Consider the following 20,099-nt stretch of genomic DNA (forward strand, 5'->3'; position numbering starts at 1 on the left):
CATGTCGAAAACAACGCAACGTGATCATACCGAACGCTGGCTGGTTGCCCTGCTGGTGCTGGTCGGCGTAGGATTCAGCCTATTTATTCCACGGGTATTTTGGTCGGCGGCTAACTTCCAATCCATCGCTTCGCAAATCCCTGTCGCGGGGGTATTAACTCTGGCAATGGCGATTACTATGCTGACCGGTGGGATTAACTTATCGATTATTGCTACCGCGAATGCCAGTGCCCTGGTGATGGCATGGGTTTGTACCCATCTTGCGCCAACCTTTAGTTCAATGATGTTGATGTTACTGGCGGGTGCCTCGGTGGCATTGGTTGTGGGGCTTATCAACGGGATACTTATCTCGGTGGTACGAGTATCCCCTATTCTGGCCACTCTGGGCATCATGACGTTGCTCAAAGGCGTGAATGTACTTATCTCCAAAGGTTCGGCTATCTCAAACTTCCCGAACTATGTACTGGCACTGGATCGCAGCAACTTTCTCGGTGTGCCAGTGCCACTTTATCTGTTCGTCGCGGTAGCACTGACCATCTGGCTGATTCTGGCTAAAACGCCATTGGGCCGCCAAATCTATTTGTCCGGTTCTAATGAGAAAGCCACCTTCTTCTCTGGGATTAACACGCGCCGCACACTGGTTTGGGTGTATGTAATTTCATCTTTACTGTGTGCGGTAGCGGCCTTATTAATGATGTCAAAACTGAACTCAGCCAAAGCATCCTACGGTGAGTCGCTGTTACTTATCACAATTTTGGCAACCGTACTGGGTGGGGTAAATCCCGATGGTGGATTTGGCAAAGTTTTCGGCATTGTACTGGCGCTGTTCCTGCTGCAAATGCTGGAAAGCGGGCTGAATATCATGGGTGTCAGTAGTTATATCACTATGGCGCTGTGGGGCTCGTTACTGCTGGCGTTTATCTTTGTCAAAGGTGCGAAAATCCCAGCGTTTAGTTTCTTGCGGCAGAACAAACCGTCAAGTTAGGGCCATTTTAGCCAAAAGAAAAGGCTGGCAATTGATGCCAGCCTTTCTCTTAATAGCGTTAAAATAAGCTATTAAACCGTGGTGAAGTTACTTAACTTCGCCCATCGCTTTCAGTTTTTTCGACAATTCACGACGTTCTTTAGACAGATCGGCATTTTTGATGGTGTAATCATCAACACGATCTTCATAAGCAGTACGCATGTCCGCGATAATGGCCTGAATTTCTTCAATACTCATCCCTGGCTTGATGTAATCACTCAGGTTATCGAGCAACAGAACGCGTTTTTGGTTATCACGGATTTTCTTTTCGTTATCAACGATTTCACGCTGCAACTTGTTTTTGCGACGAAACATACGCACAAACTCCAAAACGTCCTGGAAAGTCGGCTTAATTGCATTATCCATTTTTACACCTTCACTTAAGTTTTACACAAATTCAATTGCTGGTGACCAGGCTACCTGCACCATACCGCTTTGTCGTACCTGGTGACAAGATTCATTGGCTTATCTTACCTGCTTTACCCGCCAGACAGAAATTTCATCTGCCTTTAGCGGCGAGAGATCACCTGCGCAACGTCATATTAATCAGATCGTCGAGTTCCTCAAGCTGTTTGGTTAGCTCCATACTCAGCCAAACATAGCCATAAATGGGCGTTTCTACCTGCTGCCCCTGCGTTACCGCCAGCATCAATGATTTCAGTTCGGCCGCAATTTCACTTAACTCGGCGGCAACCTCTCGCTCACGTGCTGGTGAGCCATCACGCAAACTGTCACTCAACGTATTCAGAGTGCGAATAGTCATCAGTTGGGTGCTGCGTAACCCTTTAGCATTAAGCATAATAAAATGGCTTTCACGTGACGACCAGTAAGCATCCACCAGCAATTCCAGTGTGCATATTAAATTCCGGCTCAATGTTTGGATGGCTTCAAAAACATCTTTATTAATATGGGATTCTTTACTGGCAGGAGCAATAAAAGTGCGCATTTTAACCGACTGACTCAGGACGGTTTTCAATTTAGGTTCTAATCGTGGGCGTTCGACCACATTCGGTGACAGGTAAGCGGCATAGACCTGGCTGATAGCACGCAGATTATCGCTCATCTGCATGCGCCAATGCGTAAAGGCGCGTTGTGGGTAAACACTGGTAAAGACTAACGCCAGCAGGGAGCCAAAAATAACATCGCCACTACGCCACAGTGCGGTATTCATATCACCCGGCGCAGATCCACAAACTACCGCCAGCGTGATACCAATCAAGAGTGCCATATAGGGCCGTTTACCCAACGTCAAATAGCCGCACAGAAACATGATAACCCCGCACCAGACCAGCATGAACGTCAGCGAATAGGATTCAAGATAGAGGGCAATCAGGCCAGATATCGCGCCAAACACCGTGCCGCCAATACGTTGCATCGCTCGGGATAACACATTTCCCCAGTAAGATATCGGCCCCATAACCACGACCAGCGTGATCAACGGCCAGGTGCCTTCTGGGATGGCCAATAAGCGAATAATCAGGAAAGTTAAGATAAATGCCAGCGTAATTCGCAAAGCATGCGTAAGGCGATAGTGACTATAAATCAAGTTATCCAGTGGCGAGATTTTTTTATTCAAGCGCACAATATACCTACGTCCAATAAAACACTAAAACCTAAGAGTAGCGAATAATCAGTGACGAGACATAAACGGGAAAAGTTATTCCCCGCAGTCTGTCGTCACGCGGGGAGAGATGCTTACTTAAAATCAACCGCCATTTGTTGCTGGATAGTTATTCCATAGCTGGACTCCACACAACAGGCAATATAATCGGTGAAGCGTGGTGATCTTGCCATACCCAAACTGAGCAGGCGTTCATTACTGAACCGCACATTTAACACGGCAAAAGAGCCATATAAACGCATGGCTTTCAACATTAAGCGCTCATTGCAGGGGCCGAAAATGCTTTTTAGTTGGTTACGCATCTGCACCAAAGCACCGTAGTCTACCTGGCAATAATCTGTACCCATCGGTTTTTGCCGTGCCGCCGAGGACATGGCTTGATCAATTTCGGCAAAACTGACGCTGTCTTTTTCTCCGGCAGAAATATGATAAATATTTTCGGTCAAGTGGGGATGGAACAAAATACACAACAGAGCATCCGCACAATAATCGACCGGGATAACGTCGATATAGTCATCCAATGAGCACATAAACTTACGCAGCATTAATGCCATGCGAAATACCCAGAAAATACTGCTAGAGGGCTGACACCCCAAACGGGTATGCCCAACGACAATCGATGGCCGGGCTAATACCAGCGGTAAATTCGGGCATTGCTCTGCCAACAATCGCTCAATAGCTGATTTGGACTTGGTATATTCCACTAAATGCGCATCATCTTGCGCTGATAATACTTGCTCGCTAACCACCGTTCCGGCATCTGGTGTGCACGACATGGCGGTACCCACGTGGATAAAGCGCTGTAAACCCACTACATTTGCCATTCTTTTGCCAAATGCCAGAGTGCCGTCTACATTTACTTTCCAGATTAAGGGATTATTACCAAATGACGCGACAGCAGCACAGTTAATAACATGGGTCACATCATCAATACGTGGGTCATTAATAAAGCTATCCGGCTCTGCCAAATCGCCTAATAAAATATGGTTGATATTTATTTTATTCAGCCGCTGACTGGGGAGATAAAATTTCGCCAGATTTTCACGGATACGGTTTAGCCCCTGTTCCGGCGTAGTCGCCCGTACTAATAATAAATAATTAAAATCGGCGTCTGCCAACAATAACTTTTCAAGCACTGCCCCGCCCAGAAACCCTGTTGCGCCGGTTAGCAGAAGTTTTTTCACCATGAGTCCTACCGTGTCATTTAGTAGGCGAATTGTATGAATAGCTGAGTAAACGGTAGGTAAATACTAATTAGATCGACATGTTTCTGGCAAAACATAAGTATGTCGAAATAAATCCTGACGTCTCGGCGCACCTGAAATGATATTCTAACACTAACGTTATTGGTCACTGCGGCTTACCACCAAAACGGTGGCCCATCACTAAAGAATGACCATAGTAAAAAGGGTTAAACCGAATAATGTCAGATAAAAATAAGCAACCTACTTTCTACATTCACGATTACGAGACCTTTGGTCAGCGTCCGGCATTGGACCGGCCGGCCCAGTTTGCCGGGGTGCGCACCGATTTGGATTTCAATATTATCGAAGAGCCATTGGTCATTTACTGTGCTCCCGCCGATGACTATCTGCCACAGCCAGAGGCTGTGATGATAACCGGTATCACGCCACAGCATGCCTTAGCCAATGGCGTGAATGAGGCGGAATTTGCCCGCCAAATCCATCAGGCTTTCAATGTGCCGGGCACTTGTATCCTCGGTTACAACAATATTCGTTTTGATGATGAAGTCAGTCGCAATATTTTCTACCGCAATTTTTACGATCCCTATGCCTATAGCTGGCAAGGAGGGAATTCCCGCTGGGATCTGTTAGATGTGATGCGGGCGTGTTATGCCCTGCGCCCAGAAGGTATTGTCTGGCCGGAAAATGAAGATGGCCTGCCGAGTTTCAAGCTTGAGCATCTGACCAAAGCCAATGGTGTTGAGCATTTGCATGCCCATGATGCGATGTCAGATGTGCATGCCACCATCGCGATGGCGAAATTGGTCAAACAGGCGCAACCCCGTCTATTCGACTATTTATATCAACACCGCAGTAAGCATAAAATAAACGCACTGATTGATATCGCGGAGATGACGCCGTTGGTTCATGTCTCCGGCATGTTTGGCGCGGCACGAGGCAATACCAGTTGGGTTGCGCCGCTGGCATGGCATCCTGAGAATAAAAATGCGGTGATTATGTGTGACCTGGCCGGTGATATGTCGCCATTGCTGGCGTTGGATAGCGATACACTGCGCGAGCGTCTATATACCCGCCGCGACAAACTCAATGCACAAGATGCAGCGGTGCCACTGAAACTGGTGCACATCAATAAATGCCCGGTACTGGCTCCCGCTAAAACTTTATTACCGGAAAATGCTGATCGTTTGGGCATTGATCGCCAACATTGCCTGCAAAATTTGCAATTATTGCGGCAAAATCCGCAAGTACGTGAAAAAGTGGTGGCACTGTTCGCCGAAGCCGAACCTTTTGCGGTATCCGATGATGTCGATGCACAACTGTATAATGGCTTCTTCAGCGATGCCGACCGCGCCACCATGAAGATCATTTTACAAACTGAACCGCAAAACCTGCCCGCACTGGATTTGACCTTTCAAGATCCACGGCTGGAAGCGCTATTTTTCCGCTTTCGCGCCCGTAATTACCCCAATACGCTGACTGACAGTGAGCAACAGCGTTGGCTGGAACATCGCCGCGAAGCCCTCAATCCTGAAAGAGTGCAGGACTACGTGCTGCAACTGGAACAATTCTATAACCAGTATGAAGATGATAAAGAGAAGCTGGCACTGCTGAAAGCACTGTTTGAGTATGCCAGAGGCTTAGTGAGCTAGGGCTGTGGCAGCAAATTATCCAATAAAAAACGGAGCCATCAGGCTCCGTTTTAGTCAGCAATTGCGCAATATCAAATGCGATTACTGTGCCAGTTCGCCATTAAACTGAGGCAAAGCCTGACGGAAAGCACGAGTTTTCCAGACCATATAAGCCAGGCCAATCGCGCCCCACACCAGTCCCAGTGTCATTGAACTGCTTTCCAGATTCATCCACAGCACCCCCACCGTTCCTGCACCAATCATTGGCAGAATCAGGTAGCTGAAATGATCCTTAAACGTTTTGTTACGGCGTTCACGGATATAGAACTGTGAAATCACTGACAGGTTCACGAAGGTAAAGGCCACCAGCGCACCGAAGTTAATCAATGCGGTCGCCGTCACCAGATCAAAGGAAATAGCAGACAATGCCACGCCACCAACCAACAGTACGTTGATTGCCGGAGTCCGCCATTTCGGGTGTACGTAACCAAATATTTTTTCTGGGAATACCCCATCGCGGCCCATCACATACAGCAGACGCGAAACGCCAGCATGTGCCGCCATCCCTGATGCCAATACCGTGACACAGGAGAAGCACAAGATAACTGACTGGAAGAATTTGCCAGCAACAAACAGCATAATTTCCGGCTGTGACGCATCAGGATCAGTGAAGCGCGAAATATCCGGGAAATAGAGCTGTAAGAAATAAGACACCACAATAAAGATCACGCCGCCAATCAATGCCGTCAAGAAAATCGCTTTCGGGATCACTTTACCGGCATTGGGAGTTTCTTCAGACAATGAACTGATGCCGTCGAAACCCAGGAATGAGAAGCACAGTATCGTGGCCCCAGTTATCATCGGCACCAAATGGGCATTTTCAGAATAGAACGGGCGTGGGCTTACCAATGTGCCCGCACCTTCGCCCTGATAAACACCATGAATCAATAGCCCCATAAAGACCACCATGATAGCCACCTGAACCACAACAATAACCGAGTTCAAGTTTGCCACCACGTTGATGCCACGCAGGTTAAACAGCGTCATCAGGCTGACCAGCGCGCCAACAAAAATCCACGATGGCACACCAGGGAAAATCGCTTCGAGGTAAATTTTTGCCAACAGAATATTAATCATCGGCATGAACAGATAGTCCAGCAGTGATGACCAACCCACCATAAAGCCAACATTCGGACTAATGGATTTCTGGGCGTAAGTATACGCCGACCCCGCAGACGGGAAGCGTTTAACCAGTTTGCCATAGCTGATTGCCGTGAACAGCACCGCAATCAACGCAATGGCGTAAGAGGTCGCGACATGACCATCGGTCAAACCGGAAACAATGCCAAAAGTATCGAAAATGGTCATCGGCTGTAAATAAGCCAGACCCATCATCACCACTTGGACCAGTGTCAGTGTTTTTCTGAGTTGGACGCGGTTGTTGGTACCCGTTTGGTTAGTACCGACTGCAACAGTAGCGTTATGCGTCATGATTCAGCCTCCCCATACCTTTAACCCGATTCGCAAGTGTAGCGCACAGGTTAGAGGTGACGGGGAAACTTCGTATCTGCCTGGGATACGTAAGTGGGGAAATAAGAGCGGAGTAACGGGTATTTGCCATACCTGCTGCGCCATAATCGCTGCATGTGCAGCGCATACCGGTGGGCACCGGTGCCAGTGTGAATAATTGCCCCATCTTTCTTTCCTCATAACGGCGATTTCAGTATGTGAATAATCGCTCGCGGACCTGTTTATCTATCCGGATCGTTGTCCGGCCTCTTGATTTGTGAAAACATGAATGCAAAAAAATAACCGACGCGTTTAAACGTCGGTTATTGCATGGCGCGTATTCTGCCCTAAGTTGAGAGCAAAAAACAAGATGTTAAAGCACTTGAAACAATATTCTTATGACAGTTTGATCTAAACGGCTATTCCCGCGTGCTATCAGCGCTGAGCGGCCATTTCTACTCGCTCAATTGCCGCCCACAGTTTGTCTGAATTCAATGCAATAGGCAGATAATGAATTGATTCACTCGGCTTCAGAATTCGACCAATCACCCGCTCAATAGCATCACGATCATTAATATCAACATCCAGCGCCGCTAAATGGGTTGGCAAACCTAACTTTTTAAACGCCACAATCAATGACTGTAATGCCTCATCCTGCTCCAGCAGGGCTGTCTGGACCAAAATCCCATAGGCCACTTTGGTGCCATGCAGAAAATGTTCGGTTTGGGGCAACAGAGTCAGGCCATTGTGCACTGCATGTGCCGCCGCCACCCGGGTATAACGCTCCCCCAACCCACCGACCATGCCGCCCCCGGCAATAATCGCATCCACCACATCCAGAAAGTCCTGTGTCAGTTCAACTTGCTTAACCGCTCGTAACGCGGCTTCACTTTGCTTTAGCAGCACATTACGAATATCCAACGCAGCCTGTAATCCGAGGCGAACGGTGAGAGATAAAGTTTCCGGCTGTGGGCTAAGTACCACGGCTTCGTACCATTTTGCCAAGGTATCGCCAATACCTGCCAGCAGATATTCCACCGGTGCTTGCAAAATGATGCGCGGTTCAACTAAGACTAAGTGATTAGCATCTTTGAAAATTTCAAAATTCAGTGCCTGCCCGGCGTCGCTATACCAGACGGAGAGTGGCGTCCAGGCGGCGCAGGTTGCGGCGATAGTCGGGATAGCGACCAGTGGCAACCCCAGCTTACGTGCCACCACTTTCGCGGTATCCAATACTGCCCCACCGCCGATACCGATCACCACCTGGCGATCACTGCCCGCTGTTTTCACCAAATCCGCAACAGTAGACTCACTGCAATGGGTTGAAAACGCAGCACGCACCGCTTGCGGCCCGTGGAACGCAGCGGGCAAGTAATCACTGGCTGCCGCCAAAGCACGCTCACCAAAGATCCACAGTGCCTTATCCAGGGCCGCCGGAGGGTAGAACTCACTCAGTTTGTCGATAGCACCCGGAAAAGAAAAATAGTTGGCCGGACCTACCTGTACCCGGATTGCATTCGTGCTCATCGCGCGTTCCTTTTAAATTACGTTCTTATCGCTGTTTTTCTCATCTTAAGGGGTAAGCTAGCAATGTTTAATAATTTTTTGATATACCTTAACTACTTTAGTTTGTTGCGAATAATAGAAACTGTGTTAAAAAAGAAAGCTATCAGCAGCATTATTGACTGCCTGTTTCTCCGGTTGATTGACCTGAGAAAAATCGTAAGCCTATTTCTGAATAGCAAAAAGGGGTAGGTCGCCAAAATACTTTATAGGGCAGTCACAGAAATTTATGTCCAGCATCAGTTCCTCCCGCCTTGAGATGCGCAATATCTCTATTTCGTTTTCTGGATTCCATGCACTACAACAAGTTGATTTTACACTAGAAGGTGGTTCCACCCATGCACTGGTCGGTGCTAATGGTGCAGGAAAATCAACCTTGATGGCTATTCTTTCCGGCGCTCACAGTCACTATCGTGGTGAGATCTATATTGATGGCCAACAGGTAGATATTCATTCCCCCCGACAAGCTAAGCAACAGGGTATCCATGTGGTTCAGCAAGAGGTTGATGTCGCGCTGATCCCCACCCTGTCTGTGGCGGAAAATATTATGCTGGATACGCTGGCGGAGCAGGGACATCTGTTTAACTGGCCGCAGCTTTACCGTCAGGCAGAAGCGCTACTCGGGCAACTTGATGTTAAATTAAATGTGCGCCAACGTCTGGAATCCTGCACGCTGGCAGAGAAACAACAGGTGTTATTAGCCCGCGCCCTTTCCCACCAATGCCGTTTCCTGATTTTAGATGAACCCACCGCACCACTGGATCAAGAAGAGAGCGCGCGTTTGTTCCGCGTAGTCCGCCGTTTGCAATCGGAAGGCATGGCAATCGTTTTCATTTCACATCGCATCCATGAATTACGCGAAATTTGCGATCAATTAACGGTGTTACGTGATGGGCGGCGTGTCAGCCATGATGCCATGGGTGAGCTAAGCGGCGAGCAGATTGTGGAAAAAATGCTTGGCCATACGCTGGATGATATCTTCCCCCCTCGACGAGCGGCGGTCAGCCGTAAAACACTGCTGGCAGTACGTGGTTTACATGATCAACACAAATTGCGCGATATTTCCCTGACACTGCATGAAGGCGAAATTCTGGGTATTGCCGGGTTAGCCGGTGCGGGGAAAACCGAACTGTGCAAAGCGTTGTTTGGCGCAACACCCAGCCGTGTCGACAGTGGCGAATTACAAGGGAAAGCCTGGAAACCACGCTCGCCCGACCAATCTGTCGCACAAGGATTGGCATTGGTACCGGAAGAGCGGCGCAAAGAAGGTATTTTTATCCACGAAGGGATTGCGATGAATCTCAGTGTGGCGGCCGATGACAGTTTTTCCCGCTGGAGTATTTTTAGCCGCCGTCAGGAGCTAAATTGGGCCAAAGAGTTAATTCAGCGTCTTGGGATACGTACCTCTTCACCGCAACAGAAACTCGCGCGCCTATCGGGAGGCAATCAGCAGAAAGTGGCGATCGGCAAGTGGTTGCGCGGTGATGCGCAGGTACTGATTTTTGATGAACCGACTAAAGGTGTCGACATCAAAGCCAAGCAAGACCTGTTCACTCTGATTGACGCTTTAGCCCAGAGTGGGAAAGGCATTATTTATGCATCCGGTGAATTCTCAGAATTGGTCGGTTTATGCTCTCGCATCTGTGTGTTGTGGGATGGGCGTATTGTCGCCGAACTGAACGCCGCCGATGTTGATGAAGAGACATTATTACTATTCTCTACTGGAGGAACCCCTCAGTGAACAAAGAAATCCCCCTAGCCGACGCACAACCATGGCGTCATCAGCTCTTTGATTTTCTCTACAAATGGGGGATGTTACTCACCGTTGTGGCGCTAATCGCGTTATTTGGCTTGGCATCGGATAACTTCCTCGATCCAAACAATATTATCAATATTTTGCGCTCTATCGCCATCGTGACGGTGATTGCCATTGGAGTGTCGATTTCGCTGTCGATTGGTGGTTTTGATCTGTCGGTGGGTTCCACCGCTTCGTTGGCCAATGCCATCGTGGTATCGCTATTTGTCTGGTACGGTTTTGGTACCACTGGCGCCATTATTTTAACGCTACTGATTTGTACCTTAGTCGGCCTGTTTAACGCGTTTCTGATCGTGGTACTGAAGATCCCTGACATGCTGGCCACCCTTGCCAGTCTATTTGTGATTCAGGGCGTGGCGATGACTTACAGTTATGGCGGGTCTATCACGCAAAATATGTTGCTACCCAGCGGCGATATGGCGGAAGGCGTCATTCCTGAGATGTTTTCAGCGCTGGGCCAAGTGCCGGTAATTGTGCTGATTATGCTGGCGGTGACAATTGTAGTGCAGTTGTATCTGTCGCTAACCAAGCATGGCCGGCGCATGTATGCAATTGGGGGCAATCCAGAAGCGGCTCGATTAGCGGGTATCCGTACCGTGCGTTATCGGGTGCTGGCCTATGTGCTCTCTTCCCTGTTAGCGGCACTGGGTGGCATTCTGCTGGCATCACGTATCGGCTCGTCGCAGGTGAACGCCGGGGGGGGCTACCTAATGGATGCCGTGGCAGCAGCGTATATCGGTTTCTCTTTGGCCGGTTCTGGCAAGCCTAATGCTTTTGGCACCTTAATTGGCGCGGTGATCTTAGGTGTATTACAAAACGGCCTGGTGATGCTGTCAGTACCTTATTATGCCATGGATATCATCAAAGGGCTGGTATTGGCAATGGCGCTGGCGCTGACCTATATCCATCAAAAGCGGTGATAGGGCGAGTGAAAGGGTGAGCCGCGCCTAGGGGCCCTCTTATATTTGATGTTTATTTCGAATGTTTTATCGACTCATACATTCAAGGCGTAGCGAACTAAGTCAGACTGAGTGCGTACAGCGCGCAGTACCCGGAGCATACACGCAGTATGTGGGGAGTACGAGCACTGCACAATCTCAGTATGACAACGCGCAGTAGCCGATAAGATAATTAATTCAAAGGCATTCGATTTGGGTCTGGATATTGATACTCAAACCCCAGCTCGCTACAAATTTTGCTGCCATCAATCTCACGTGGTGCTTCCTCAATATCCTCGGCAGCAAACTCCGGTGGCGTCAATTGTAATGCTCGCGCGCACTCAGGATAGAAATCACGCTTGGCGGGATGGTGTGGTGCACACAAATTATAAATATGGCCGCCCCTTGGCAGCTTAAGCAACAACTCGATGGCTGAAATAACATCTTCCTGATGCACCAGATTAACCCCCAATGAGCCGCCTTTCACACCGCATTTCCCTGCCAGAAAACGGCCAGGATGGCGATCGGTGCCCACTAGCCCGGCAAGGCGCAAGATATCCACCGAGGTATTGGGTAACTTATGCAACCAAAGCTCTAGCTCCATCAGCGTTTTACCGGCAGTGGTCACCGGTTGTAGCGGTGAACTCTCTTTGATTCGGCCACGGGTTTCGCCATACACCGAGGTAGAACTGGTAAAAATAATGCGCGGCATACCGAAAGCCAATGCGCTATCGACCACCATCTGTACCGCCTGAAGATATTGTTCCCCACGTTCGGCGGTGCGGCTGGCAGGTAAGGTAATGACCAAAGCATCAGCGGTCATCAGTTGCTCCAGATCGTCTGGAGAGCAAATCAGTTCTGGTGTCAGTTGCAATTGAAAACAATCAACTCCGCTCATTCTGGCGGCATCGACACCATCTGACGTAGTCTTACTGCCAACCACTTGTATTCCACGACGGATTAATGATTGCGCCAATGGCATCCCCAGCCAGCCCAACCCAATAATGGCTACTTTCTTCATTTCAATTGCTCTCCACGGATTCATACCGATAACCTATACCCTAAATAATTCGAGTTGCAGGAAGGCGGCTAATACACATGCAGCTTGAAGTATGACGGGTGTATACCGATAACACACGTAATACGCATAAGTTACGCCAACTACTGTTACCTAACAATTACTCTCTATTATGGGCCTCTTTCTATAAATCGGTGTAATGACGCTGGGTAAATATTTCATGCTTATACTGACATAAAACAAAGTGATAATGACTAAGTAGAAAACCATTACTGGTTGATAAGCCGCACCCTTCCAGGGTGAAATAAATGCATCAGGCGAAAAAAAGGTTGCGCGCTACCGAGCAGATGGTTTAGGTTGATTGACAGAAGTTATGCCACGTATGGCTATATGTATACATCAAGGCTATTTTGATTTGCTCAAAACCGCCCAAACAGAGAAATTATTATGAACTGCGTTCAATTTAATCACCATCATCACCATCATCCTGACTAGTCTTGCAGGCCGATGTGTGCTGGAAGACGGTTAACGAATCTTCCAGGTGGCGGTAGAACGCAATAGAGAAAGCCCTCGGAAGATTATCTTCCGAGGGCTTTTTTGTTGCTCATCATTTTATATGATTAATTAATAGATTGAGGATTTACCATGCTGGATAAAACACGTTTACGCATTGCGATGCAGAAATCAGGCCGCCTGAGTGATGATTGCCATGAATTGTTATCGCGCTGCGGGATTAAAATCAATTTGCAACAACAGCGCCTGATCGCTTTTGCAGAAAATATGCCAATCGATATCCTGCGAGTACGTGATGACGATATCCCAGGACTGGTGATGGATGGGGTGGTTGATCTGGGGATTATTGGCGAAAACGTGCTGGAAGAAGAGTTACTGAGCCGCCGTGCTCAAGGCGAAGATCCCCGTTACTTCACATTACGCCGCCTGGATTTCGGTGGCTGTCGCCTCTCACTGGCAGCATCACTGGATACCGAGTATACCGGCCCGCAATGTCTGCAAAATAAGCGCATCGCCACCTCTTACCCGCACATCTTAAAGCAATACTTAGACAAACAAGGGGTTACCTTTAAATCCTGTTTATTGAACGGTTCTGTTGAAGTAGCACCACGTGCCGGTTTGGCGGATGTTATCTGTGATTTGGTGTCAACCGGTGCCACGCTGGAAGCCAACGGCCTGCGCGAAGTTGAAGTCATTTACCGCTCCAAAGCGTGCCTGATTCAGCGTGATGGCGAAATGCCAGCCGATAAGCAACAACTGATTGATCGCCTGATGACCCGTATTCAAGGTGTGATTCAAGCACGTGAATCCAAATACATCATGATGCATGCACCTAGTGAACGTTTGGACGAAATCATTACGCTGCTACCCGGTGCCGAGCGCCCTACTATTCTGCCATTGGCCGGTGATAAGAGCCGTGTCGCCATGCACATGGTCAGTAGCGAGACGCTGTTCTGGGAAACAATGGAAAAGCTGAAAGCGTTAGGTGCCAGCTCCATTCTGGTATTACCGATTGAAAAAATGATGGAGTAACTGATGCAGCCGACGAATTTCAATACCCTAATCGACTGGCAGCAATGCAGTGAAGAGCAGCAAAAGGCGCTGCTTAGCCGCCCGGCAATTAATGCCTCTGACAGAATCACCGCAACCGTCAGCGAAATCCTTGATCGGGTGAAAGCCGAGGGTGACAGTGCCTTGCGTGATTTCAGCCAACGCTTTGATACGGTGCAGGTTGCCGATATCCGCATCAGTAGCGATGAGATAGCTGCCGCTGCCGGGCGCTTGAATGACGACATTAAACAAGCCATGGCGCAAGCGGTACGTAATATTGAAACCTTCCACAACGCGCAGAAAATGCCAGTGGTAGATGTTGAAACTCAGCCGGGCGTGCGCTGCCAGCAAATCACCCGCCCGATTGCCTCCGTCGGCTTGTATATTCCCGGTGGTTCCGCCCCGCTGCTGTCTACCGTACTCATGCTCGGTACCCCAGCACGCATTGCCGGTTGCCAGCGGGTCATTTTATGTTCCCCGCCGCCGATTGCCGATGAAATACTGTATGCCGCGCAACTGTGTGGGATTAAAGAAGTGTTCCAGATTGGTGGAGCACAAGCGATTGCGGCCATGGCATTCGGTAGCGAATCAATACCGAAAGTGAACAAGATTTTTGGCCCCGGCAACGCGTATGTCACTGAAGCGAAGCGTCAGGTAAGCCAACGTTTGGATGGTGCTGCAATTGACATGCCGGCTGGCCCGTCAGAAGTGTTGGTTATTGCCGACAGTGGTGCTACACCGGCGTTTATTGCCTCTGATTTGCTGTCTCAAGCGGAGCACGGGCCGGATTCACAAGTAGTATTACTGACCCCGGATGCCGCCATTGCCCAAGCAGTCGCTGTTGAGGTAGAGCAGCAACTTAAATTGTTATCGCGCGCTGATATCGCTCGTCAGGCCCTGGAAAGCAGCCGCTTGATCGTCACCAAAGATTTGCAACAATGTATTGATATCAGTAACCAATACGGCCCAGAACACTTAATTTTGCAAATCCGTCAGCCGGAAGACATTATCGATCAGATTGATAATGCCGGTTCAGTCTTTATGGGTGACTGGTCGCCGGAATCTGCGGGTGATTATGCCTCCGGCACCAACCACGTGTTACCGACTTATGGTTATACCTCAACTTATTCCAGTTTGGGTCTGGCCGATTTTGTTAAGCGAATGACAGTACAGCAATTAACACCACAGGGCTTGCTGGGTCTGGCTTCGACTATCGAAATTTTAGCGCAAGCCGAACAACTCACCGCCCACAAAAACGCCGTTACCCTACGTGTTGCGGCCTTGACAGCCGCCCAAGAGGAGCAAGCATGAGCCAATCTACCAACGTCACCGATTTGGCCCGTGCCAACGTCCGTGCCCTGACCCCTTATATGTCTGCCCGCCGTTTGGGCGGTAATGGCGATGTATGGCTTAATGCCAACGAATACCCGCTAGCAACCGAATACCAACTTACGACACAAAACTTCAATCGCTATCCAGAATGTCAGCCGAAACAGGTGATTGAGCGTTATGCCGCCTATGCCGGTTTAGAAACTGATCAAGTGTTAGTCAGCCGTGGTGCCGATGAAGGTATTGAGCTGCTGATCCGTGCATTCTGTGAACCAGGTAAGGATGCGATACTCTTCTGCCCGCCAACCTATGGTATGTACGCCGTTAGCGCCGAAACCTTTGGTGTGGAACTGCGTACCGTGCAAACCACCACGGACTGGCAGTTAGATCTACCAGCAATTAAAGAAAACCTGGATCGAGTGAAATTGATCTATGTTTGCAGCCCAAATAACCCAACTGGCAATTTAATCAACCCAGCCTCTCTGCGTGAAGTGCTGGAACTGGCGCAAGGTCGCGCTATCGTGGCTATCGATGAAGCCTATATCGAGTTCTGCCCACAGGCCTCGGTCAGCGGTTGGCTAAAAGATTATCCGAATTTAGTCATTTTGCGCACCTTATCGAAAGCTTTTGCATTGGCCGGTTTACGTTGTGGCTTTACCTTGGCCAACAGCGATATTATCCAATTGTTGCTTAAAGTGATCGCGCCCTATCCGTTGTCTACACCGGTGGCCGATATTGCTGCACAAGCGCTCAGCCCACAAGGTCTTGAGCAAATGCGCCAGCGGGTAAACGAAGTACGAACTAACCGTGCATGGTTACAAAGCGCGCTGCAAGACTGTGCCTGTGTTGAGCAGGTATTTACCAGTGAAAGTAACTATTTACTGGCCCGGTTTACCGCCTCCAGCAGCGTGTTCAAAACACTGTGGGATCAAGGCATCATTCTGCGTGACCAAAATAAGCAACCGGGGTTATCCAACTGCCTGCGCATTACGGTAGGCACCCGTCAGGAATGTGAGCGAGTGATTGCCGCCCTTGCTCCCCTGCCCGGTATTGATAGCCCCAATAGCACTAATACCTCCAGCCTCCGTAAGGAAACGATATGAGCCAGAAATTTCTTTTTATTGACAGAGACGGCACCTTGATTGCCGAGCCACCGGAAGACTTTCAGGTTGACCGGCTGGACAAACTGGCGCTGGAGCCAGAAGTGATCCCGGCCTTGCTGGCACTGCAAAAAGCGGATTATCGTTTGGTGATGATCACCAATCAAGATGGCTTAGGTACCCACAGTTTCCCACAGGAAACGTTTGATCCTCCCCATAACCTGATGATGCAAATATTTAGCTCGCAGGGCGTCAATTTCGAGCAAGTGCTAATTTGCCCGCATCTGCCTGCGGATAATTGTACTTGCCGTAAGCCGAAAACCGCGTTGGTAGAAAGTTATCTGGCTGAAGGCGTGATGAACAGTGCCAATAGCTATGTTATCGGCGATCGCGAAACTGACCTGCAATTGGCTCACAATATGGGCATCAGCGGCTTGCGTTATCAGCGTGATGGTTTGAACTGGTCGCAGATTGCCAAGCAGCTAACCCAGCGAGACCGTCATGCCTATGTTAACCGTGTCACCAAAGAGACGGCCATTGACGTAAATGTGTGGCTCGATCGCGAAGGGGGCAGCAAGATCAAAACCGGCGTGGGCTTCTTCGACCATATGCTGGATCAAATCGCCACTCACGGCGGTTTCCGTATGGATATTCAGGTCAGCGGTGATCTCTACATTGATGACCACCACACCGTAGAAGATACGGCACTGGCACTGGGCGAAGCGATTAACAACGCGCTCGGTGACAAACGCGGTATCGGCCGTTTTGGTTTTGTCTTACCAATGGACGAGTGCCTGGCGCGCTGCGCGCTGGATATTTCTGGCCGCCCGCATCTGGAATACAAAGCGGAATTTAACTACCAGCGCGTGGGTGACCTGAGCACTGAGATGGTTGAGCACTTCTTCCGCTCCCTCTCTTATGCCATGGCCTGTACCCTGCACTTGAAAACCAAAGGCCGTAACGATCACCACCGGGTCGAGAGCCTGTTTAAAGTGTTTGGTCGTACTTTACGTCAGGCGATCCGTGTTGAGGGCAATACCCTGCCAAGTTCCAAAGGAGTGCTGTAATGAATGTGGTGATTCTGGATACGGGGTGCGCCAACCTCTCCTCTGTCACCTATGCGGTGCAGCGTTTGGGGTACGCGCCAGTTATCAGCCGTGACCCTGAGATTGTACTGCGTGCAGATAAGCTTTTCCTGCCAGGTGTCGGTACTGCCCATGCGGCAATGGATCAGTTAAAAGAACGCGAACTTATCGAACTGATTAAGAGCTGTACTCAACCGGTATTGGGTATCTGCCTGGGAATGCAGTTGCTGGCGACCAGCAGCGAGGAGAGTGGCGGTATTGAAACTCTCGGTATTATTGATACGCCGGTAAAACAGATGATGGATTTTGGTTTACCGCTGCCACACATGGGCTGGAATCAGATTACCCCACAGGCGGGTAATCATCTGTTTCGTGGGATCCCGGATGGGACCTATTTCTACTTTGTGCACGGATATGCAATGCCAATATGCCCAGATACCATCGCCCAGGTCAATTACGGCGAGCCATTTACCGCCGCAGTAGAAAAAGACAACTTCTTTGGCGTGCAGTTTCATCCGGAGCGTTCCGGTGCGGCTGGGGCCCAATTGCTGAAAAACTTTCTGGAGATGTGAGCACCATGATTATTCCCGCTTTGGATTTGATCGAAGGCAAGGTAGTGCGTTTGCATCAAGGCGATTACGGCCAGCAGCGTGATTACGGTAATCACCCACTGCCCCGCTTACAGGATTATCAGCAGCAAGGCGCTCAGGTGTTACATCTGGTCGATCTTACCGGGGCCAAAGATCCGGCAGCCCGTCAGATCCCCTTGCTGCGCGAGTTACTGGCCGGTGTAGATGTCCCGGTGCAGGTGGGCGGCGGCATCCGTAACGAACAAGATGTGGTCGCACTGCTGGAAGCCGGTGCAACACGGGTTGTCGTGGGTTCAACAGCCGTTAAGCAGCCAGAAATGGTGCAACAGTGGTTTGAGCGCTATGGCGCTGAAGCCATCGTATTAGCGCTGGATGTCCGAATTAATGAGGCGGGCCGCAAACAGGTGGCTATCAGCGGTTGGCAGGAAAACTCAGATGCTACGCTGGAACAAATCGTCGAGCAATACCTGCCGTTTGGCCTAAAACATGTGTTGTGTACTGATATTTCCCGCGATGGCACCCTGAGTGGTTCCAATGTAGAACTGTATCAGGAAGTGTGCCAGCGCTACCCACAAGTGGCATTCCAGGCTTCCGGTGGTATCGGTTGTCTGGATGATATTGCCCGCCTGCGTGGCAGTGGTGTGCAAGGTGTGATTGTGGGCCGCGCGCTATTGGACGGCAAGTTTAACGTGAAGGAGGCGATCGCATGCTGGCAAAACGTATAATCCCTTGTCTGGATGTGAAAGACGGCCAAGTGGTCAAAGGCGTCCAGTTCCGTAATCACGAAATCATCGGCGACATCGTGCCACTGGCGCAGCGTTATGCACAAGAAGGTGCCGACGAGCTGGTGTTTTACGATATTACTGCGTCATCTGACGGCCGTGTGGTCGATAAAAGCTGGGTATCGCGGGTCGCAGAAGTGATTGATATTCCTTTCTGCGTGGCGGGTGGGATTAAAAGCGTTGAAGATGCAGGTCAGATCCTGACCTTCGGTGCCGATAAAATCTCTATCAACTCACCGGCGCTGGCAGATCCGACCTTAATTACCCGTTTGGCCGACCGCTATGGCGTACAATGCATTGTCGTCGGTATTGATACTTGGTATGACGCGGAAAGTGACAGTTATCAGGTTTATCAATTTACTGGCGATGAAAAACGGACCAAAGCCACCACCTGGCAGACCGAGGATTGGATCAAAGAGGTCCAGTTACGTGGAGCCGGTGAGATTGTGCTGAATATGATGAACCAAGATGGTGTGCGCAACGGCTACGATTTACGTCAGTTGAAACAGATGCGGGCCATCTGCCATGTTCCGTTGATAGCCTCTGGCGGTGCAGGTACCCCAGAACACTTCCTTGAGGCTTTCCGTGACACAGATGTCGATGGTGCGCTGGCAGCCTCGGTGTTCCATAAACAAATCATTAATATCGGCGAATTGAAAAAGTATTTGTCTGAACAAGGCGTGGAGATAAGAGTGTGTTAAGCGAACAACAAATTGCCCAACTGGATTGGGATAAAGTCGACAATCTGATGCCAGCCATCGTTCAGCATGCCATTTCCGGTGAAGTTCTGATGATGGGGTATATGAATCAGGCAGCACTGACGGTGACACAGCAAACCGGCAAGGTAACCTTTTTCTCTCGCACCAAACAACGTTTGTGGACCAAGGGCGAAAGCTCCGGTAACGTGCTGAATGTAGTTAATATCTATCCCGACTGCGACAATGATACCCTGCTCATTCTGGCTAATCCTATTGGCCCAACCTGTCATTTAGGCAATAACAGTTGCTTCTCCCCGGCGGCCAGCGATTGGGGCTTCTTGTACCAGTTAGAACAGTTATTGGCCTCACGTAAATCAGCCGATCCAGCGAGTTCTTACACCGCCAAGCTATATGCCAGCGGCACTAAGCGTATCGCACAAAAAGTGGGGGAAGAAGGGGTAGAAACCGCCCTCGCCGCAACAGTGAATGACCGTGAAGAGTTGACCAACGAAGCATCGGATTTGATCTATCACCTACTGGTGTTGCTGCAAGACCAAGATTTGAATCTGAGTAAAGTGATTGGACGCCTGCGCGAACGCCACGAGAAGTAATTTTCGAGTTAGCTTTCTT

Annotated in this window: 20 protein-coding genes and 1 other annotated feature; of the genes, 13 read left to right on the forward strand and 7 right to left on the reverse strand. The window is 49.5% G+C overall.

Translation table 11 applies throughout. The features are described from left to right. Position 1 precedes the first annotated feature (1 nt). On the forward strand, positions 2-985 hold the full coding sequence (locus tag V1953_RS13695) for an ABC transporter permease (protein WP_442851050.1): 984 nt from the start codon (positions 2-4) through the stop codon (positions 983-985). 87 nt (positions 986-1,072) lie between these two features. Here V1953_RS13695 and tmaR read toward each other — a convergent pair whose 3' ends face one another. The 3 genes from tmaR to V1953_RS13710 form a co-directional block, all read right to left on the reverse strand. After that, positions 1,073-1,390, reverse strand: a complete 318-nt coding sequence (gene tmaR / locus V1953_RS13700) for a PTS system regulator TmaR (RefSeq protein WP_005187773.1) — start codon at positions 1,388-1,390, stop codon at positions 1,073-1,075. Between the two features lie 157 nt (positions 1,391-1,547). Next, positions 1,548-2,606, reverse strand: coding sequence for an FUSC family protein (locus V1953_RS13705; protein ID WP_083159287.1), 1,059 nt, complete (start codon positions 2,604-2,606; stop codon positions 1,548-1,550). Positions 2,607-2,719: 113 nt separating this feature from the next. Then, positions 2,720-3,829: an SDR family oxidoreductase gene (locus tag V1953_RS13710; RefSeq protein ID WP_083163758.1), complete on the reverse strand. Its 1,110-nt coding sequence runs from the start codon at positions 3,827-3,829 to the stop codon at positions 2,720-2,722. Positions 3,830-4,068: 239 nt separating this feature from the next. On the opposite strand from V1953_RS13710, the gene sbcB reads away from it, so the two are divergent. Continuing rightward, positions 4,069-5,499: an exodeoxyribonuclease I gene (gene sbcB, locus V1953_RS13715; protein WP_442851051.1), complete on the forward strand. Its 1,431-nt coding sequence runs from the start codon at positions 4,069-4,071 to the stop codon at positions 5,497-5,499. Positions 5,500-5,580: 81 nt separating this feature from the next. On the opposite strand, the gene V1953_RS13720 is transcribed toward sbcB, so the two are convergent. The 3 genes from V1953_RS13720 to V1953_RS13730 form a co-directional block, all read right to left on the reverse strand. Further along, positions 5,581-6,969 (reverse strand): APC family permease, encoded by a 1,389-nt coding sequence (locus tag V1953_RS13720; RefSeq protein ID WP_083159326.1) that lies wholly within the window; start codon positions 6,967-6,969, stop codon positions 5,581-5,583. Next, the gene (locus V1953_RS13725) at positions 6,959-7,174 is read right to left on the reverse strand and encodes a hypothetical protein (protein WP_032906857.1); all 216 of its coding nucleotides are present in this window, start codon (positions 7,172-7,174) and stop codon (positions 6,959-6,961) included. The genes V1953_RS13720 and V1953_RS13725 overlap by 11 nt, the downstream gene beginning before the upstream one ends. A 248-nt stretch (positions 7,175-7,422) precedes the next feature. Next, on the reverse strand, positions 7,423-8,514 hold the full coding sequence (locus V1953_RS13730; protein ID WP_372568920.1) for an oxidoreductase: 1,092 nt from the start codon (positions 8,512-8,514) through the stop codon (positions 7,423-7,425). A gap of 265 nt (positions 8,515-8,779) precedes the next feature. On the opposite strand from V1953_RS13730, the gene V1953_RS13735 reads away from it, so the two are divergent. Further along, on the forward strand, positions 8,780-10,291 hold the full coding sequence (locus tag V1953_RS13735) for a sugar ABC transporter ATP-binding protein (RefSeq protein ID WP_442847960.1): 1,512 nt from the start codon (positions 8,780-8,782) through the stop codon (positions 10,289-10,291). Further along, positions 10,288-11,286, forward strand: coding sequence for an ABC transporter permease (locus tag V1953_RS13740; RefSeq protein WP_050072904.1), 999 nt, complete (start codon positions 10,288-10,290; stop codon positions 11,284-11,286). Before V1953_RS13735 ends, V1953_RS13740 begins: the two co-directional genes overlap by 4 nt. A gap of 211 nt (positions 11,287-11,497) precedes the next feature. Here V1953_RS13740 and V1953_RS13745 read toward each other — a convergent pair whose 3' ends face one another. Continuing rightward, positions 11,498-12,325, reverse strand: a complete 828-nt coding sequence (locus tag V1953_RS13745; RefSeq protein ID WP_083159329.1) for an SDR family oxidoreductase — start codon at positions 12,323-12,325, stop codon at positions 11,498-11,500. Positions 12,326-12,769: 444 nt separating this feature from the next. Here V1953_RS13745 and hisL point away from each other — a divergent pair, with 444 nt between their 5' ends. The 9 genes from hisL to hisIE all read left to right on the forward strand — a co-directional run bounded on the left by hisL (position 12,770) and on the right by hisIE (position 20,080). Beyond that, a complete protein-coding gene (gene hisL, locus V1953_RS13750; RefSeq protein WP_105877057.1) occupies positions 12,770-12,817 on the forward strand; it encodes a his operon leader peptide in 48 nt (15 codons plus the stop codon). Beyond that, positions 12,793-12,923: a sequence feature (His leader region), on the forward strand. It overlaps the preceding gene by 25 nt. 44 nt (positions 12,924-12,967) lie before the next feature. Continuing rightward, positions 12,968-13,867 carry an ATP phosphoribosyltransferase gene (gene hisG / locus V1953_RS13755; RefSeq protein WP_004388789.1) on the forward strand — a complete coding sequence of 300 codons (900 nt, stop codon included), beginning with the start codon at positions 12,968-12,970 and terminating at the stop codon, positions 13,865-13,867. 3 nt (positions 13,868-13,870) lie between these two features. Further along, entirely contained in the window at positions 13,871-15,196 is a 1,326-nt protein-coding gene (hisD, locus tag V1953_RS13760) for a histidinol dehydrogenase (protein ID WP_372568918.1), read from the forward strand. Further along, the gene (gene hisC, locus V1953_RS13765) at positions 15,193-16,317 is read left to right on the forward strand and encodes a histidinol-phosphate transaminase (RefSeq protein WP_372568917.1); all 1,125 of its coding nucleotides are present in this window, start codon (positions 15,193-15,195) and stop codon (positions 16,315-16,317) included. The genes hisD and hisC overlap by 4 nt, the downstream gene beginning before the upstream one ends. Continuing rightward, positions 16,314-17,381, forward strand: coding sequence for a bifunctional histidinol-phosphatase/imidazoleglycerol-phosphate dehydratase HisB (gene hisB, locus V1953_RS13770; protein ID WP_032906853.1), 1,068 nt, complete (start codon positions 16,314-16,316; stop codon positions 17,379-17,381). Before hisC ends, hisB begins: the two co-directional genes overlap by 4 nt. Continuing rightward, a complete protein-coding gene (gene hisH, locus V1953_RS13775) occupies positions 17,381-17,971 on the forward strand; it encodes an imidazole glycerol phosphate synthase subunit HisH (RefSeq protein ID WP_442851052.1) in 591 nt (196 codons plus the stop codon). The genes hisB and hisH overlap by 1 nt, the downstream gene beginning before the upstream one ends. Positions 17,972-17,976: 5 nt before the next feature. Next, positions 17,977-18,714, forward strand: a complete 738-nt coding sequence (gene hisA / locus V1953_RS13780) for a 1-(5-phosphoribosyl)-5-[(5-phosphoribosylamino)methylideneamino]imidazole-4-carboxamide isomerase (RefSeq protein WP_005187731.1) — start codon at positions 17,977-17,979, stop codon at positions 18,712-18,714. Then, positions 18,696-19,472 (forward strand): imidazole glycerol phosphate synthase subunit HisF, encoded by a 777-nt coding sequence (hisF, locus tag V1953_RS13785; protein ID WP_083159333.1) that lies wholly within the window; start codon positions 18,696-18,698, stop codon positions 19,470-19,472. Before hisA ends, hisF begins: the two co-directional genes overlap by 19 nt. Beyond that, a complete protein-coding gene (gene hisIE, locus V1953_RS13790) occupies positions 19,466-20,080 on the forward strand; it encodes a bifunctional phosphoribosyl-AMP cyclohydrolase/phosphoribosyl-ATP diphosphatase HisIE (RefSeq protein WP_372568915.1) in 615 nt (204 codons plus the stop codon). The genes hisF and hisIE overlap by 7 nt, the downstream gene beginning before the upstream one ends. Positions 20,081-20,099 lie beyond the last annotated feature (19 nt).

It is taken from the genome of Yersinia sp. 2541 StPb PI (assembly GCF_052217145.1).
GTDB classification, from domain to species: Bacteria; Pseudomonadota; Gammaproteobacteria; order Enterobacterales; family Enterobacteriaceae; genus Yersinia; species Yersinia enterocolitica_E.

Excerpts from the sequence above, each read along its gene's own strand:
- V1953_RS13720 (WP_083159326.1), bottom strand. The coding sequence starts at position 6,969 with ATGACGCATAACGCTACTGTTGCAGTCGGTACTAACCAAACGGGTACC.
- hisH (WP_442851052.1), top strand. The coding sequence starts at position 17,381 with ATGAATGTGGTGATTCTGGATACGGGGTGCGCCAACCTCTCCTCTGTC.
- V1953_RS13725 (WP_032906857.1), bottom strand. The coding sequence starts at position 7,174 with ATGGGGCAATTATTCACACTGGCACCGGTGCCCACCGGTATGCGCTGC.
- tmaR (WP_005187773.1), bottom strand. The coding sequence starts at position 1,390 with ATGGATAATGCAATTAAGCCGACTTTCCAGGACGTTTTGGAGTTTGTG.
- hisA (WP_005187731.1), top strand. The coding sequence starts at position 17,977 with ATGATTATTCCCGCTTTGGATTTGATCGAAGGCAAGGTAGTGCGTTTG.
- hisG (WP_004388789.1), top strand. The coding sequence starts at position 12,968 with ATGCTGGATAAAACACGTTTACGCATTGCGATGCAGAAATCAGGCCGC.
- V1953_RS13745 (WP_083159329.1), bottom strand. The coding sequence starts at position 12,325 with ATGAAGAAAGTAGCCATTATTGGGTTGGGCTGGCTGGGGATGCCATTG.
- V1953_RS13730 (WP_372568920.1), bottom strand. The coding sequence starts at position 8,514 with ATGAGCACGAATGCAATCCGGGTACAGGTAGGTCCGGCCAACTATTTT.
- hisF (WP_083159333.1), top strand. The coding sequence starts at position 18,696 with ATGCTGGCAAAACGTATAATCCCTTGTCTGGATGTGAAAGACGGCCAA.
- sbcB (WP_442851051.1), top strand. The coding sequence starts at position 4,069 with ATGTCAGATAAAAATAAGCAACCTACTTTCTACATTCACGATTACGAG.
- hisC (WP_372568917.1), top strand. The coding sequence starts at position 15,193 with ATGAGCCAATCTACCAACGTCACCGATTTGGCCCGTGCCAACGTCCGT.
- V1953_RS13695 (WP_442851050.1), top strand. The coding sequence starts at position 2 with ATGTCGAAAACAACGCAACGTGATCATACCGAACGCTGGCTGGTTGCC.
- hisD (WP_372568918.1), top strand. The coding sequence starts at position 13,871 with ATGCAGCCGACGAATTTCAATACCCTAATCGACTGGCAGCAATGCAGT.
- V1953_RS13735 (WP_442847960.1), top strand. The coding sequence starts at position 8,780 with ATGTCCAGCATCAGTTCCTCCCGCCTTGAGATGCGCAATATCTCTATT.
- hisB (WP_032906853.1), top strand. The coding sequence starts at position 16,314 with ATGAGCCAGAAATTTCTTTTTATTGACAGAGACGGCACCTTGATTGCC.